Raw genomic sequence first — 15,933 nt, forward strand, 5'->3', positions numbered from 1 at the left:
AAACGGGCGGTAGATAAGTCCTGCAAGCAATAAATGAAGTGTGTTATCGCCCGAGTCCATCTGATTTCACAGAATTTTCGATGAAACATTTAGTAAAAATTTTACCATTTAATTTGAACTTGCGTTATACTGAAAACGGAATCATACTGAATGAATAACACTTTAACTGAATTAAGAGGAGTGCAATCAATGACCTGGAAAGATAACTATCAAGTATGGAAAAATTATAAGGATTTAAACCCGCAGATCGCGGCTGAATTAGCTGAAATGGCTGGCGATGACGCCGCCTTAGAAAACGCCTTTACGAAACCAATGGCCTTTGGGACCGCCGGCATGCGCGGTTTGATTGGCCCCGGGATCGGTCAAATGAACCTGTACACTGTCGGTTCAGCTACGGAAGGTTTAGCCCGCTTTATGGACACCTTATCCGATGACGACAAGCAACGTGGGGTAGCAATCAGCTTTGACTCTCGTTACCAATCACGGGAATTTGCCCACCACGCCGCTCAAGTTTTGGGTGCTCACAACATTCCAAGCTACGTGTTCGATGATATTCGGCCAACGCCAGAACTGTCATTCGCTGTTCGGCATTTACACACCTACGCCGGCATCATGATCACGGCTAGTCATAACCCTAAGCAGTACAACGGCTTTAAGATCTACGGCCCAGACGGCGGTCAAATGCCACCCGTTGCTGCAGATCAAATCACCGGTTACGTGCGCTCAATCGACAACTTATTTACGGTTGCCACGGTGGCTGAACCGAAATTGCGGCAACAAGGCCTCCTCCACATCGTTGGTGAAGACTTGGACGAAGACTACTTGGCCGGCGTTAAGGCTGTTTCAGTTAACCCGAAGTTGATTGACGAAGTCGGCAAGGACATGAAGTTGATCTACACGCCGCTTCACGGGACTGGCCGGGTCATTGGCTACCGTGCTTTGAAGGATGCCGGTTACGCTAACTTCACCATGGTGAAGGAACAAGCCATCGCCGACCCTGAATTTCCAACGGTTGAACACCCGAACCCAGAATTCCCAGAAGCTTTTAACATGGCCATCAAGTTGGGCAAAGAACAGGGCGCTGATTTATTAGTCGCTACCGACCCTGACGCTGACCGGTTGGGTGCTGCCGTGCGGATGCCAAACGGTGACTATACGCTGATGACCGGGAACCAAATCGCTTCAGTGCTGTTGAACTACATCTTAAAAGCCAAGCAAGACGCCAACCAATTACCAGCTGACGGCTTGGTTGTGAAGTCGATTGTCTCAACCGAATTGGCAACGAAAATCGCCGAACACTATGGCGCTCAGATGAACAACGTGTTGACTGGGTTCAAATACATTGCCGAACAAATCAAACTGGCCGAAGAAAACCACGACCACACCTTCCTGTTTGGCTTTGAAGAAAGCTTTGGCTACCTGATCAACCCATTCGTCCGCGACAAGGATGCGATTCAATCAACCATCCTGTTGGCAGAAGTTGCGGCCGATTACAAGCAACAAGGTTTGACCCTGTATGATGGGATTCAACAGTTGTACAAGGAATACGGCTACTTCAAGGAAAAGACCACGGCCAAGGAATTTGGCGGCGTTGATGGCGCTGAAAAGATGGCAGCCATCATGAAGAGTCTCCGCGACAACCGCCCAACGGCCTTTGCCGGAGTTCAAGTTGAAACCGTTGATGATTACCAAACTCAAACGGCCACCCATGCGGATGGCACCACCGAAAAATTGACGCTGCCAGAATCAAACGTCTTAAAATACTGGTTGGCAGACGGCACCTGGATCGCCGTTCGCCCTTCCGGTACCGAACCAAAGATCAAGTTCTACATCGGCACCAACGCCGACACCGAAGCCGCTGCTACTCAAAAGCTAACGGACTTCGAACAAGCCTTGAACGACTGGGTTCAAGACTAACTGAATCCCGAAAAGCCGACTGCGATTGTGGTCGGCTTTTTGTTTACGTTTGTGTCTGGCGTAAGTGTTGAGTGTGATTTGGGTGTTGGCTGTTTGTCATCGCTTCGCTCGCCAAAGCCGCATGAAAACCGGCGCTTTCAGGCTACAAAATTCGGCGCCACTTAAACTGTTATTTTCAGGGTTCCTGAAGTTGTAGAAACTTGTCAACCACGCGCCTTCTGGCCACCGCGCCGAATGGTGCTGCGCGAGGCAAAAGGCTATGTGTAACGGTCTCTAAGCCAAACTACCAAAACCCGGTAGTTTACCTTAGAGACCGTTACACGCCGCCTTCTGACCGCCTCGCTCCGCACACTTACGCTGGACACAAACGTAACCCAACACAACAATGTAACCGATTACAATCAATGGTTGACAGCAACCACATTTTGCCGTATCCTAGCTTTAGTAAAAGTTTTAGTAAAAAACGGAGGCGCGGATAAAAATGAACTATCAAAGTTTAATGGACGAATTCAACGCAGCATTTGGTTACAAGGGTGACCGGGTCTACTTCTCACCAGGTCGGATCAACTTGATCGGTGAACATACGGATTACAATGGTGGGAACGTGTTTCCATGTGCCATCAGTATGGGGACTTACGGCGTGTATGCCGCTCGTGAAGACGGCAAGGTCCGCGCTTACTCTGCTAACTTGGCTGATAAGGGTATCTTGGAATTCCCAATCGACAACTTGGACTACGATGCTAACGATTCTTGGGCCAAGTTCGTTCGTGGCGTGATGTACGAAATGGCCAAACAAGGCCACACCGTGGATCACGGGTTTGACTTATTCGTTCACGGTGATTTACCAGATGCTTCTGGCTTATCATCATCAGCGTCAATCGAATTATTGATTGGTAACATCTTAAACGCTGAATTTAACTGGGGCGTTGATCAATTGACTTTGGTTAAGAACGGCCAAGCTGTTGAAAACGACTACTTGGGCTTGAACACCGGGATCATGGATCAATTCGCCATCGGCATGGGCAAGAAGGATCACGCCGTGTTGCTTGATACGAACACGTTGAACTATGAATACGTACCCGTTGAACTTGGCGACAACGTGGTGGTCATCATGAACACTAACAAGCGTCGGGAATTGACGGATTCGAAGTACAACGAACGTCGGGCCGAATGTGAAGAAGCTTTGGCACGCATCCAAAAGGGTGGCGTTGACGTGAAGACCTTGGGTGACCTTTCCCAAGAGGACTTCGATAAGGCTGCTTACCTTGTTAACGATGGCACCTTGATCAAACGCGCTCGTCACGCGGTCATTGAAAACCAACGGACGTTACGGGCCAAGAAGGCGTTGACGGAAGGCAAGCTGGAAGAATTCGGCAAGTTAGTTAACGCTTCTCACGAATCACTGCACTTCGACTACGAAGTTACTGGTAAGGAACTGGATACCTTAGCTGAAACGGCTTGGGCGCAACCAGGGGTCTTAGGTGCCCGGATGACTGGTGCCGGTTTCGGTGGCTGTGCCATCGCCATCGTCAACAAGGCTAACGTCGACGACTTCATCAAGAACGTCGGTGACGTCTACAAGAAGGAAATCGGCTATGAAGCCAGCTTCTACGTGGCTAACATTGCTGACGGCCCTAAGGAATTGAAAGCTTAGTCAACCTCAGTTGTCGGTGATCGCCATCCACGAATAGGCGGTGGGAAACGATGATCAGACACTGTAATGACCACTTGAAAAACGCAACGCAACCTAACTTGCGGCGCGTTTTTCTTTAGGCGAGGCTATTCAAGTGATTTAAAATGCACTAAACTTAATATTGGTATGAAGAGAATTTTTAGGAGGTAATGATTGATGACAGTTGTTGTTTTAGGCGGGGCGGGCTACATTGGTTCCCACACAGTTGATCGGTTAGTTGAAAAGGGTTATGACGTGGCAGTGATCGATAATTTGATCACGGGTCACCGCGCTTCAGTAAATCCCAAGGCACGTTTTTACCAAGGGGATATTCGCGACCGCGCGTTCTTAGACGAAGTATTTGGCAAGGAAGAAAACATTGAAGGGATCATTCACTTCGCTGCGTTCTCCATCGTGCCAGAATCGATGAGTAATCCACTTAAATACTTCGACAACAACACCGGTGGCATGATCACCTTGTTGAAGGCCATGAAGGACCACGACATCAAGCGGATCATCTTCAGTTCAACCGCTGCAACTTACGGCGAACCAAAGCAGATTCCAATTAAGGAAACTGATCCTCAGATTCCAACCAACCCATATGGTGAAAGTAAGTTGGCCATGGAAAAGATCATGCACTGGTCCGACGTCGCTTACGGCATCAAGTTTGTCGCCTTACGTTACTTCAACGTTGCCGGTGCTAAGGCCGATGGGTCAATTGGTGAAGATCACCACCCAGAAACCCACTTGATCCCAATTATCTTACAAGTTGCCGCTGGCGAACGCGACGGCTTGAAGATCTTCGGGACCGACTACCCAACTAAGGATGGGACTAACGTGCGCGATTACGTCCACGTTGTTGACTTAGCAGATGCCCACATCTTAGCCTTTGAATACCTGAAGAAGGGCAACGATTCCAACGCCTTTAACTTGGGGTCTTCAACCGGTTTCTCTAACAAGGAAATCTTGGAAGCTGCCCGTGAAGCAACTGGCCAACCAATCCCTGCTGAGGATGCCCCACGTCGGGCAGGTGATCCAAGTACCTTGATCGCCGCTAGTGATAAGGCGCGTGAAGTCTTAGGCTGGAAGCCACAGTACGATGACGTCAAGGAAATCATCAAGACGGCTTGGAACTGGAAGCAAACCCATCCAAAGGGTTACAACGATCGGGGGGAAGCCTAAGTATGAGTGACACAGTTAAGGCTTTCGTCGACGCGATTATCGCGTCTGGCACTTACGAACCATTAGACCGCATCTACGTCACCAACAAAGTTTTAGGCCTAGTTGGCGACGGTGAAGCAGTGGCCGCCAAGAGCGATGACCTCTTGGACGTTGTTGACGCGTTGCTCGAAACGGCCGTGAAGAACGGTAAGATCGAGGACGGTCAGTCTGACAAGGATATCTTGGAAGCGCAATTGACGGATTTAATGACGCCAACGCCTGCCAAGGTCAACCAACAATTTTGGAATCAATATAACGACTCACCAGAAGCAGCGACGAACTACTTCTATGATTTGAGCCGGAAAAACGACTACATTAAAACCCGGGCGATCGCCAAAAACATCGGCTTTGATACCCCAACCGACTTCGGTGATTTGGAAATTACCATCAACTTATCAAAGCCCGAAAAGGATCCCAAAGCCATCGCGGCAGCTCGGAACCAAAAGGCGAACACGTATCCGTTAAGCCAGTTGGCGATTGAAAACGAAGGCTACTTGGGTCGCTTAGGCTACCCAGCCCGTTCCAATCACCGGGTGATCCGGATGACCCTGGGTGGTGAACCTTGGGGCTTCCAGTACTCGCCATACGCTTACTTTAGCGAACACGCCATCTTCTTACTACAAGAACACCGGCCAATGGTGATCAACCAACACACCTTCAGCAACTTACTGGAGATCGTGCGGACCTTCCCACACTACTTTGTCGGCAGTAACGCTGATTTACCAATCGTTGGTGGGTCAATGCTGGCGCAAGACCACTACCAAGGCGGCCGGCACCAGTTCCCAATGATGAAGGCGCCAATCGACCGTGAAGTCAGCTTGCCAGCTGGTTTTGATGACGTGACCGCTGGGATTGTGAAGTGGCCAATGTCAACGATCCGGTTGACCAGTAAGGCACCGGAATCATTGATCAACGCCGCAACCCTGATTGCCAACAACTGGCAGGGTTACGATGACGAAAGCGTGGACGTTCGCGCCTACACCAACGGTGAACGCCATCACACCGTCACGCCAATTGCCTACCGCAAGGGTGACGACTTCGTTTTGGACGTTGTGTTACGGGATAACCAAACGTCTGAACAGTATCCTGACGGCATTTTCCATCCCCATCAGGATGTGCAACACATCAAGAAGGAAAACATTGGCTTAATCGAAGTCATGGGCCGGGCCATTTTACCCGCTCGGTTGCTGACTGAGATGCAGGATGTTAAAAAATACGTCCTGGATCAACCAAACGAAATGGCCGACTACCACAAAGCATGGGCGGATGAATTAAAGGCTAATAACACCTTTACGGAAGCCAATGCAGAAGGTATCATTAATCAAGCCATCGGGACCGTCTTCGCACGGGTCTTACAGGATGCCGGCGTCTTCAAGCGCAACGCTGAAGGCCAAGCCGCATTCGACAAGTTTATTGCACAACTTGGTTAGTTAAGCATTCAACCACGTCAACAAGATCCGGACGGTGATTCGCAGTGTGAATCGACGTTCGGATTGACGTGTTTTTAGACAAATTAATTGGGGAGGGAGGGTTGTCCCATGAAAACAACGTTAAAGGATATTGCGCAAAAGGCAGGGGTTTCGCTATCAACGGTGTCGCGGGTCTTGAACTACGACACCACGTTATCGGTCAGCGACGACACCCGGCAACGGATCTTTGAAGTTGCCGAAGAATTGAACTACACGAAGTCCAAACGGGTGCCCAAGTCACCGGATACGTACCGGTTGGCGGTGGTCCAATGGTACTCCGAAACCAAGGAACTGGACGACCTGTACTACATGGCGATTCGAATGGGGATCGAAAAGCGTAGTCAGGAACTCCAGATTCAAACCACGCCGGTTTTCCAAAACCAGGTGTCAGAAATTGGCAAGGACGTCGACGGCATTATCGCGGTTGGCAAATATAGTGAGGACCAAGTCCAAGAACTGAGCAGCTTGACCAACAACCTGATTTTCGTTGACTGGAGCGGTATCGAACAGGGCTTTGACAGCGTCGTGACCGAGTTTAAGCCGCCCGTTCGCCAAGTGGTGGACTACCTGTTGAAGCAAAGTGATCAAGTGGGGATTATTTACGGTTCCGAGTACACCACCGACCACAAGTTGAAGATTCAAGATCCACGGTTCAGAGCGTTTAAGCGCGTGATGACCGAACGCGGGAAGTATGATGATCACTTGGCCTTCCAAGGCAACTACACGAACCAATCTGGCTATGACGTCATGAAGCAGGTGATTGCAGACTTGGGCGACGATTTGCCACACGCCTTCTTCGTCAGCAACGACCCCATGGCTATTGGGGCCTTGAAAGCACTGGGTGAAGCCAACATCGCCGTCCCAGAACGGGTCAGCCTGTTTAGCTTTAACGACACGTCGGTTGCTAAATACGTCTATCCAGAACTCAGCGCCGTCCACGTCGACACCGAACAAATGGGCGTCAGCGCGGTCAATATGATGCAGCGCCGGTTGGAAAGCGGCCGTGACGTGCCGCTGAAAATCGTTGTTGGCACCAAGCTGATGGTCCGTAAGAGTACGCGACCAGTGACGGATGATGACGTTGCTGACGACTGAGTTGGTTATCGCTTTTACGCTATTGATATGATGATGGAAGCATCTAGCACGTTGTGGCTGGGTGCTTTTTTTGTGCGTAAACTGTCGATTCCGGTGGGCGGCTAGGTTCCAGCTATGGGGACCGACCTGAGCCAAAGGGCGGTCTCAGGTCTCGCATTCAAGCCTCGCCAAAGCCCGCGCGAGTCTTGAATGACGTCCCCGATGATTGGTGGTTGTTGGAAGAACACCAACAACCACCAATCATCGCGACACAGCAGGAACCTAGCCGCCCACCTCCATCTTACACTGGCGCAATTTGGTATTATCGTAGCGCATCTCAGTTGCTTAGCTGAACCACTTGCTGCAGTATCTCAACGACTAATGTTGATTCAACGCGTTTGAGCGTACTGTTGGATCAATGTAGTAACGTTATCGGTCAGTACTCGCTGAGATGTTCGCAGTTGTTAGCGTACGACAGTTTAGCCCTTCATGATAGATTTTCGGGAGTGCGGTAATCGCTGCCGACAACGCACAAACAGGAGGCCGGCGAAAAAATGGATGCTCAGTCATGAAATTACACTTGGGTGGCGTCTTTTGTCACCCTAGTGTAAGGCCGTATGCTGAGACGTGGGCTTTCGGCTCAGCATCGTGCCCATGGCGTTCCAGCGTCCAATTTTTTCGCCGGCCGGGTGTCCCCACAATACGATCCATGATTAACGCACTGATGAAGCCTAACGCCATGAACACCGCACACTGTCAACGAACGTCAACAGCACCGCACAATTCTCTCATTCTTGCCACGAAATAAGACAAGAAAAAACGGAAATTGTTGTACATGAACACGGCACAGGATATAATATTACTAATTTCGTGTGAATTAATGCTAAATTGACGTGAGTTGAGTAGACCAACTAGGGTGTTAAACCGGAATCTGAGGTTAAAATCGCCACTTTTTCGAGGTGGCGGCAGATTCACCAGTGCTTTTTTATCGTTTCAAAACTTTTCATGAAACTATTGTGTAAGATGACCGAAAGTTATTGTATTCACAATTGAGGCTTAATACAATTATGTAAACGCTTTAATTTGGGAGGGGACGATAATGCCCAATTGACGGGGATTATCGCTCAATCAATTGGGTCAGTAACACAGGATTTAACCATTGTTTGAATCAACGGACGCTCAGGTTCATCTCAACGAAGATGGTATACTGAGTGGTGAAAAAGCGCTTGAAACTTGATGTAAAGGGGAGTCTATTTCATGTCAAAGAAACGCATTATTGCGCTTGTATTGAGTTTAGTTGTGATTTTTGGATTGGGGTTTGCGGGGTACAAGACGTTACACCAATCGGCAACGACTAACGCGGATAACACCTATACGACAACGCAAAAGAAGGCGGACAAGAGCAGTTCGTCGAGTGCAAGCAGTTCGGCAGCGTCATCGTCTGAGCAAAAGGCCGCGGCGCAGAGCGAGTCGACCGGCACGAAGTCTACAAGTGGTAACGCCACGGCTGATTCTGCTAGCAACGAATCGATTTCAAAGCTAGGCAGTGGTAAGAGTGGTACCACGACCGGCACCAAGAGTAACGGGTCAACCCAAACGACTGGCAGCAAGTCAGCCACAACCAACACGACCGCCAAGACGCACCGGTCAGCCAGTGCAGCAACTGCAACGGCTTCGCACCGGGCAGTTTGTTCGATCGTTGTCCGGGGGCCAATCAAGGAAGGTAACAAAGTGCTGATGTCTCAAAGCAACGTTACCATCCACAGCGGCGATAAGGTCAGCACCGTCTTGACCCGAGTTGCGAAGGCCAAGCACATCGCGGTTGCTTACCAAGGTACCGGCAACAGTGTTTATATCCGAGGCATCGCCGGTTTATTTGAATTTGACAAAGGTTCTGGTAGTGGTTGGCTTTACGAAGTCAACAACAAGTTCCCAGGGTACTCAGCTGGTAAGTACAAAGTGAAGAACGGCGACAAGATTCAATGGGTCTACACCGCTAACCTTGGGAAAGACCGGCACGCCCCCGTTTCTGGTCAAAGATAAAGCGACACAAATTAAGTTAATACAAGGAGTACTGTGATGATGAAGGGAAAGCAATTAGTTGCAAAAGTGTTAGGGATTACAGCGTTAGCTCTTGGTGGGGCCTTCGCCATTTCAACTGCAACGCAGACGAGTGCTAAGGCCGCAACGTCTTACACGACGGCCATCAACAAAGGGGCAAGCTACATTAAGACTAAGACGCCTAAGGATCAACTGGACGCTTGGGATGCCTTCGCCGTTAAGCGGTCACCTAAGGGCATGAGTTCTGCGGCCAAGAAAGTCTTCACCAAGGAACTGGCCTTACAATTCAAGCACCTTGGCGGACACTACGCCGCCGTTGACTACGAACGGACGTTGATGGGCGCCGTTTCAATTGGCGCCAACCCAACGAAGTATCAAGGCGTCAACTTGGTATCAGGCATCATCAAAACGGCACCGAAATCGAACTCTGGTATCAACGCCAAGATTTGGGGCGCGATTGCCTTGAGTACCAAGAACTACGGCAGTACCGCCAATAAGACCGTGAAGACGTTGATTTCCCAAATTGTGAAAGCCCAAAACTCACAGGGTGGCTGGGCTTTGAATGGTTCAGCGAGTGACGTTGATATTACCGGGATGGCACTGATCGCCTTGAGCGAACATACCAGTTACACCGGTGTCAAAACGGCCATCAAGAAGGCTGAAAGCGCGTTGACAAGCAAGGCCTACAAGAAGAGTACGGGTGACTTCGTCTTATCCACTGCCTTTACGAAGAAGGCCAACGCGGATTCTAACGCCATGGCCATTGCGGGGTTATCAGCCGCTGGGGTTAACCCAGGCACGAAAGCAGTTAACCGCTTGATCAAGTTCCAGAAGTCGACCGGCCAGTTCCGTTGGTTACTCAACAGCAACACCGGCGCCTTACACATGGCAACGCAACAATCAACCTACGCACTGGAACAGTACCGGGCATACAAGTTGCACAAGGGTTCAATTTTTAAATTCTAATTGTAACTGACGAACAAGTGTGACCGTAGCGTGGATTTTGCGCGCGAGTGGTGACACTTGTTTGTTTATATCTTATAAACTGGAGATGGCAGATATGGATGTTCACCGAGATGTGAGGCGAACACGGCAGGATAGCCGGCCGAAGTTGGTGTTTGAACAACTGAATCCTTGGGTGATCTTTACCTATTATATTGTGGTGATCGCGTGTTCAATGATCTTCCTACACCCGATTTTCCTGTTGGTCGAACTGGCCATTGTGATTGGCGTTGACGTACTGTCAGGGGCTAAAAAGCAGGTGACGATGATGCTTGAAGGTAGTATCTTCATGGTTGCCTTCATCATGGTGATGAACCCGCTGATCAATAGTCGTGGCGCACACGTGATCTGGTCGTTTGGCGGGATCTTAATCACCGTTGAAGCGGTGGTTTACGGCGTGCTGATGGCGCTGTCGTTACTGATCGTGTTACTGATTTTTCTTTCCTATAATAAGTGTTTAACGAGTCAAAAATTCATGTACCTGTTCTCACGCATTTCACCGAAATTGACGTTGCTCACGATGATCACGTTGCGCTTTGTGCCGCTGTTCCTACGACGGTTTCGGGGCATCACCCAAGCCCAATCGTTACGGGGCATCGAAGTGGGGCACGGGAACTTTCGGCAACGTAGCATCGGTGTGATGAAGCTGATGGAAGTGCTGCTGGTGAGTTCGTTTAATAACGCACTACAGACCGCAGATTCAATGAGTTCGCGGGGGTATGCCAGCACCAAGCGGACCAGCTTCCAACGGTACCGGTTTACCCAGCGTGACATTCTGTCGCTGTGCTGGTACCTGCCACTGACAGTAATCTGCTTTTACGAAGCATCAAAGGGTGTGGGACGCCTCGTCGTCTACCCATCGTTAGGGACGATGGCCTTGAACGGACAGGGACTATTAGTCTTACTAGGTGTCGTGTTACTAGTAAGCTTTCCGTTAATTTTAGAAGCTTGGGAGTGGCTGTGGTGGAACTTATTAAAACTGTAGATTTAAACTTTGAATATGCGCTTGCGGACCATAAGAGCCTGAACCACGTGGATCTGAGTGTCGACAGCAGCGATTTCATCACGGTTGCCGGTAGTTCCGGGAGTGGCAAAACAACGCTGTTACGGCAATTGAAGCCCGAATTGTGGCCCGTTGGTAAACGCACCGGTGAGATCTTGTTTGAAGGCAAACCGATATCCGAAATGACGGCGGCGGAGAGTGCCCAAAATATCGGCATGGTGTTCCAAAGTCCGGAAGATCAACTGGTGATGGATAACGTCCTGCAAGAGCTGGCCTTCTCATTGGAAAACGTGGGAATGGCGCCGAACGACATTCAAAAGCGGATTGCCGAACTGGTGAGCTTTCTGGGCTTGCAAGACATCCTGTACGCCAACGTGCAGAACCTGTCTGGTGGTCAAAAGCAACTGGTCAACTTAGCTGCCGTCCTGATTTTACGGCCCAAGCTGTTGCTGTTGGACGAACCAACGGCACAACTGGATCCAATCGCCACCAAGGAATTCGTGTCGCTCTTGAAGCGAATCCACGATGAACTGGGAATCGCCATCGTCATGAACGAACACGTGTTAGATGATGTGTTACCGTTGTCCAACAAACTCTGGATAGTGGATAACGGCGAAATTGCCTACACGGGTGACGTCAGCACGGTGCTGTCACAACTCTGGGAACAACCTAAGCTACGCGCGTTCGTGCCGGATGTGCCGTACGTCTTTTTAAATAACCAACTGACCACCAAACTCGACCTGAAACAGTTGCCGCTCACGGTGGTGAAGGGCCGAGACGTGCTGCAACAAAACCAAATCGGCTTCAAGCAGGAGCGATTGGATAACACCCCGCCAAATGCCTCGAAGAAGCTGGCGGCGAAGGTGTCACACGTGTCGTTTGAGTACGATAAGAACGGCTACTACATTCTGGATGACCTCAACCTCTCGGTGAACGAAAACGACTGGTTAGCCATCATCGGCAAAAACGGGACTGGGAAAACGACCCTGTTGAAGGTCATTATGGGCCTGTTGCCAGCGCGTCGGGGTTCCTCGAAGCTGTTGGGTAAGCGGGTCAAATCTTGGGATAAGACCGAGTTTTACAAGCAGGTCTGCTACCTGTCGCAAACGCCATCCGAGTATTTTGCCTACGATTCCGTCATGGAAGAGTACGTGGAACGGGGCAAGCAGCTTGGGTTGGCTGATCCGGAAGCGGCGGCTAAGGATATGCTGGAACAGATGACCATCACCCACGTGGCGGATCAAAACCCGCACGATGCGAGTGGTGGTGAACAGCAGTTGATCGCGTTGGGCATGTTGTTACTGTCGCAACCGAAACTGTTGTTACTGGACGAACCAACTAAGGGACTGGATCCGATTCGGCGAACGAAGCTGGGCAACATCTTGAAGAACCTGCAGACCAAGCAGGGCTTGACCATCATCATGGTAAGCCACGATATGGCCTTTAGCGCCAAGTTTGCCAACCAGTGTGCGCTGTTGTTTGACGGCAAGATCGTGTCGCAAGAAGAACCCCACGCGTTCTTTGCGGAGAACTTCTTCTACACCACCACGACCAACAGGATGTTACGGTACCAGTTGCCAGAAGTGATCGACCGCGGGGAGGTGGCGCAATGATTGCGCAACTCAAAAGTAAGGGCGGCTACCTGATTGCGCTAGCCGTCATGGTGTTGAGTCTGGTGTGGATCACCTTCTTTAACGGTGACCAGCACTATGTCATCATTAGTATCATGTGCCTAGTGGCAAGTATGCTGCCGTTTTACTGGCACTTCGAAACTCGCCGGTCAGAAGCCCGCGAAATCGTCTTCATTGCCGTGTTAGCTACTATGGCCGCACTGGGCCGGGTGGCGATGGCACCGTTCCCAGACGTGAAGCCAACCAGCTTCATCGTCATCATGACCGCGCTGACGTTGGGGAAGGAGTCCGGTTTCATCGTGGGCTCTACCGCTGCCATCGTTTCCAACCTGTTCTTAGGACAGGGGCCATGGACGCCATGGCAGATGTTTGCCTGGGGCATGATGGGCGTGACTGCCGGCATGTTGAGAAACTTTGACTGGGCACACAACCGCTACATTTTAGCGGGTATCGGTGTCGCCTATGGCTTCCTATTTGGCTGGATCATGGACCTCTGGTACGTGCTGGTCTACATTCAACCACTGACCATCAAAACCTTCATCGCCGCCTACGTGGCCAGCTTCTACTTCGACCTGATCCACGGGATTACGACAGGGGTGCTCCTCTTCTTCTTCTACAACTCCTGGTATCGAATCATCGAGCGGTTTAAGTACAAGTACGGCTTGATGGGCGTGCAGGAGCAGTTGGATGCGCAGGGGTTTAAGGAATCGTAACGGGATAGAAATTATTAGTTATTAAAGTTAAAAAAGGCCGTCTAGCTCGGGTTGAGCTAGGCGGTCTTTTTGATCGATGGCATTGTAATTTTAAGAAAATTGGCCGTAGATGTGATGTTAGATTGAGCAACTATACTAAAAACAGCAACAAAGATGTAGTGACAATTAGGTGTGATATGTATTAAATCAAACTTAATATGATTAATGAATCTTAATTCTACATAAAATAGCAAGTGTACGAAAAATTCTTATTTTCTTCATAATCATTTCATAATTATAATGTAATATTAATTTCATAGATAAGAAAAAGAAATGAATGGCAAAACGCTGGTAATTAGGTGAGTGATTCCTAAGTAGTTGTGGAGAACTTATCAAGAGATTGATTATCCGTTAACCATCAACTTTTCATACCTATACTTGGCTAAATAATAGTCGATGATTCAAGCAATAGATTAAATTTTATAAAGAATGGGTGATGGTTACTATGGAGGGTCACAGGTTATAACGCAAGTCAGTTTATCAAGTTGAGACTGGCAAAAAAATACACACCATTTTAAATGATCATCTAGCAACATAATCAAAAAGATTAAGAGTAGTACTTTATCAAGTACTGCTCGGGAATAGGCACGACTAATGTGTCGCGAATTCCCCCTCAGTAACTCAATTGACTGACACTTCTGCCAACCAATAGAAAGAGGTAATTCCAATGACTAACGCAAAGACGACCAACAACTCAACCCGCAAAATGATGTATAGTTTCTTGCTATTCTCGAGTATCTTCGGTTTCACAGTAGTAGGCAATTCTCAGGCACAGGCCAAAGATAACGCCCCAACCGAAACAACAGCGGTGGCGAAAAATGTGAAAGTAACTAACCTTAATAGTGATAAGGCGGTATTCACAACTTCTGTTAAATCTATCAACCAAGTTGTTGAAGCTAACGACTATGCGACTGCAATTACCTAAGGGGTTAACTGGATTAACACACAAGTTGCGGCTGAAAAACTGACCGGTTGGGATGCCTTAGCATTGGTTCGGAGTTCGACTGGTATTACGGATGCACAGAAGACGCAGATTCAAACTAATATTGAAGCGAACTATGCGGATCCAAATGCGACACATCAAGCAACGGACTATGCACGGGATTCAATAGGCATGATCGCGATTGCAGCGGATCCAACCAGCGTTAATGGGCAAAATTTGGTTCAAGAAGCAGTTACAATGGGGATTGCATCGGATGCCGACGTTTACGCTGTAACGTATGGCCTACTCGCCGCAACGGCCGCATCGACTAGCGGCGTTGGTGGTGTTCAAACGGCTGATATTCAGATTATGATCACTAAACTGTTAGGCATGCAGAGTGCGGATAATGGCTATTGGACTGATCAATATGGGTATACGCTTGATACCACGGGCCAAGCTTTGCAGGCGTTGGCAACGTATATGGGTAGTACGACGTATGATGCTGACAAACAGATTACTAATGCAGTACAGACAGCAACTGATGCAATTACAGGTGATGATTTTAATGGAAATGCTGCTTTACAGTCAGACGGTAATTTTAAAGATCCATTCAATGATACTGCAGACGTTAATTCATCGAGCGATGCAATGTTAATTGCGGGACTGTCAGCTTGTGGTCAAGATGTAAGTGATGATTCAATTAATGCGCTACTCGCATATCAGGTTATTGAAGGAACGGATACCGGTAGTTTTGATTGGACATCAGCGATGACCTATGATCGTCAACTGTCAACTCAACAAGCCGTTTACTCACTTGATCAGTACGATTATGCTCAAACTAAGCGTGGTTCAATCTTTAACTTTAGTGATAGTATAACAAGTTAACTATTATTTTTGACAAGCGATTTAATTATGACCTGTATAAGGAATTACGGAGAATAATATAATAAATACGTAAAGTTGAATGGGTGTCGTATAGAATTCCGATTGGAGTTTTATGCGACACCTGTTCGGCTTTTAGAGGTTGTGATATAGCTCTACGTGTGCTAAATAGTAGTTCTAAAAGGCTGAATAGTGTCTATATTTATATTTAAATTATTACAGAAGTCAAAAAAATGTAAAAATAATTGAACCTGAATTATTCACCAGAAACTCCAAAATCCCCATCAAACACATGATTCAAGTGCTTGATGGGAATTTTACGTTTTC

At 48.7% G+C, this 15,933-nt stretch carries 12 protein-coding genes; all 12 read left to right on the forward strand.

Annotation, left to right across the window (positions count from 1 at the left end):
* Positions 1-189: 189 nt before the first annotated feature.
* The 12 genes from ACYVR3_RS10540 (at position 190) to ACYVR3_RS10595 (ending at position 15,609) form a co-directional block, all read left to right on the forward strand.
* Positions 190-1,917: a phospho-sugar mutase gene (locus tag ACYVR3_RS10540; RefSeq protein WP_461244220.1), complete on the forward strand. Its 1,728-nt coding sequence runs from the start codon at positions 190-192 to the stop codon at positions 1,915-1,917.
* A 481-nt stretch (positions 1,918-2,398) separates the two neighbouring features.
* Complete coding sequence (locus tag ACYVR3_RS10545; protein WP_461244221.1) at positions 2,399-3,571, forward strand: galactokinase; 1,173 nt, start codon at positions 2,399-2,401, stop codon at positions 3,569-3,571.
* A gap of 195 nt (positions 3,572-3,766) precedes the next feature.
* A complete protein-coding gene (gene galE, locus ACYVR3_RS10550) occupies positions 3,767-4,771 on the forward strand; it encodes a UDP-glucose 4-epimerase GalE (protein ID WP_054737114.1) in 1,005 nt (334 codons plus the stop codon).
* Positions 4,772-4,773: 2 nt separating this feature from the next.
* Complete coding sequence (locus ACYVR3_RS10555; RefSeq protein WP_461244222.1) at positions 4,774-6,240, forward strand: UDP-glucose--hexose-1-phosphate uridylyltransferase; 1,467 nt, start codon at positions 4,774-4,776, stop codon at positions 6,238-6,240.
* Between the two features lie 108 nt (positions 6,241-6,348).
* Entirely contained in the window at positions 6,349-7,374 is a 1,026-nt protein-coding gene (locus tag ACYVR3_RS10560; RefSeq protein ID WP_057152137.1) for a LacI family DNA-binding transcriptional regulator, read from the forward strand.
* A 1,236-nt stretch (positions 7,375-8,610) separates the two neighbouring features.
* Positions 8,611-9,396: a DUF4430 domain-containing protein gene (locus ACYVR3_RS10565; RefSeq protein ID WP_461244223.1), complete on the forward strand. Its 786-nt coding sequence runs from the start codon at positions 8,611-8,613 to the stop codon at positions 9,394-9,396.
* 36 nt (positions 9,397-9,432) lie between these two features.
* Positions 9,433-10,380: a prenyltransferase/squalene oxidase repeat-containing protein gene (locus ACYVR3_RS10570; RefSeq protein WP_461244224.1), complete on the forward strand. Its 948-nt coding sequence runs from the start codon at positions 9,433-9,435 to the stop codon at positions 10,378-10,380.
* Positions 10,381-10,474: 94 nt separating this feature from the next.
* Positions 10,475-11,401, forward strand: a complete 927-nt coding sequence (locus ACYVR3_RS10575) for an energy-coupling factor transporter transmembrane component T (RefSeq protein ID WP_461244225.1) — start codon at positions 10,475-10,477, stop codon at positions 11,399-11,401.
* On the forward strand, positions 11,380-13,032 hold the full coding sequence (locus ACYVR3_RS10580) for an ABC transporter ATP-binding protein (RefSeq protein WP_461244226.1): 1,653 nt from the start codon (positions 11,380-11,382) through the stop codon (positions 13,030-13,032). The genes ACYVR3_RS10575 and ACYVR3_RS10580 overlap by 22 nt, the downstream gene beginning before the upstream one ends.
* On the forward strand, positions 13,029-13,763 hold the full coding sequence (locus ACYVR3_RS10585; RefSeq protein ID WP_057152135.1) for an ECF transporter S component: 735 nt from the start codon (positions 13,029-13,031) through the stop codon (positions 13,761-13,763). The genes ACYVR3_RS10580 and ACYVR3_RS10585 overlap by 4 nt, the downstream gene beginning before the upstream one ends.
* Positions 13,764-14,469: 706 nt before the next feature.
* Positions 14,470-14,727, forward strand: coding sequence for a hypothetical protein (locus ACYVR3_RS10590; protein ID WP_461244227.1), 258 nt, complete (start codon positions 14,470-14,472; stop codon positions 14,725-14,727).
* Positions 14,728-14,790: 63 nt separating this feature from the next.
* Entirely contained in the window at positions 14,791-15,609 is an 819-nt protein-coding gene (locus ACYVR3_RS10595) for a hypothetical protein (protein WP_461244228.1), read from the forward strand.
* Positions 15,610-15,933 lie beyond the last annotated feature (324 nt).

Source organism: Secundilactobacillus muriivasis, from assembly GCF_054785195.1.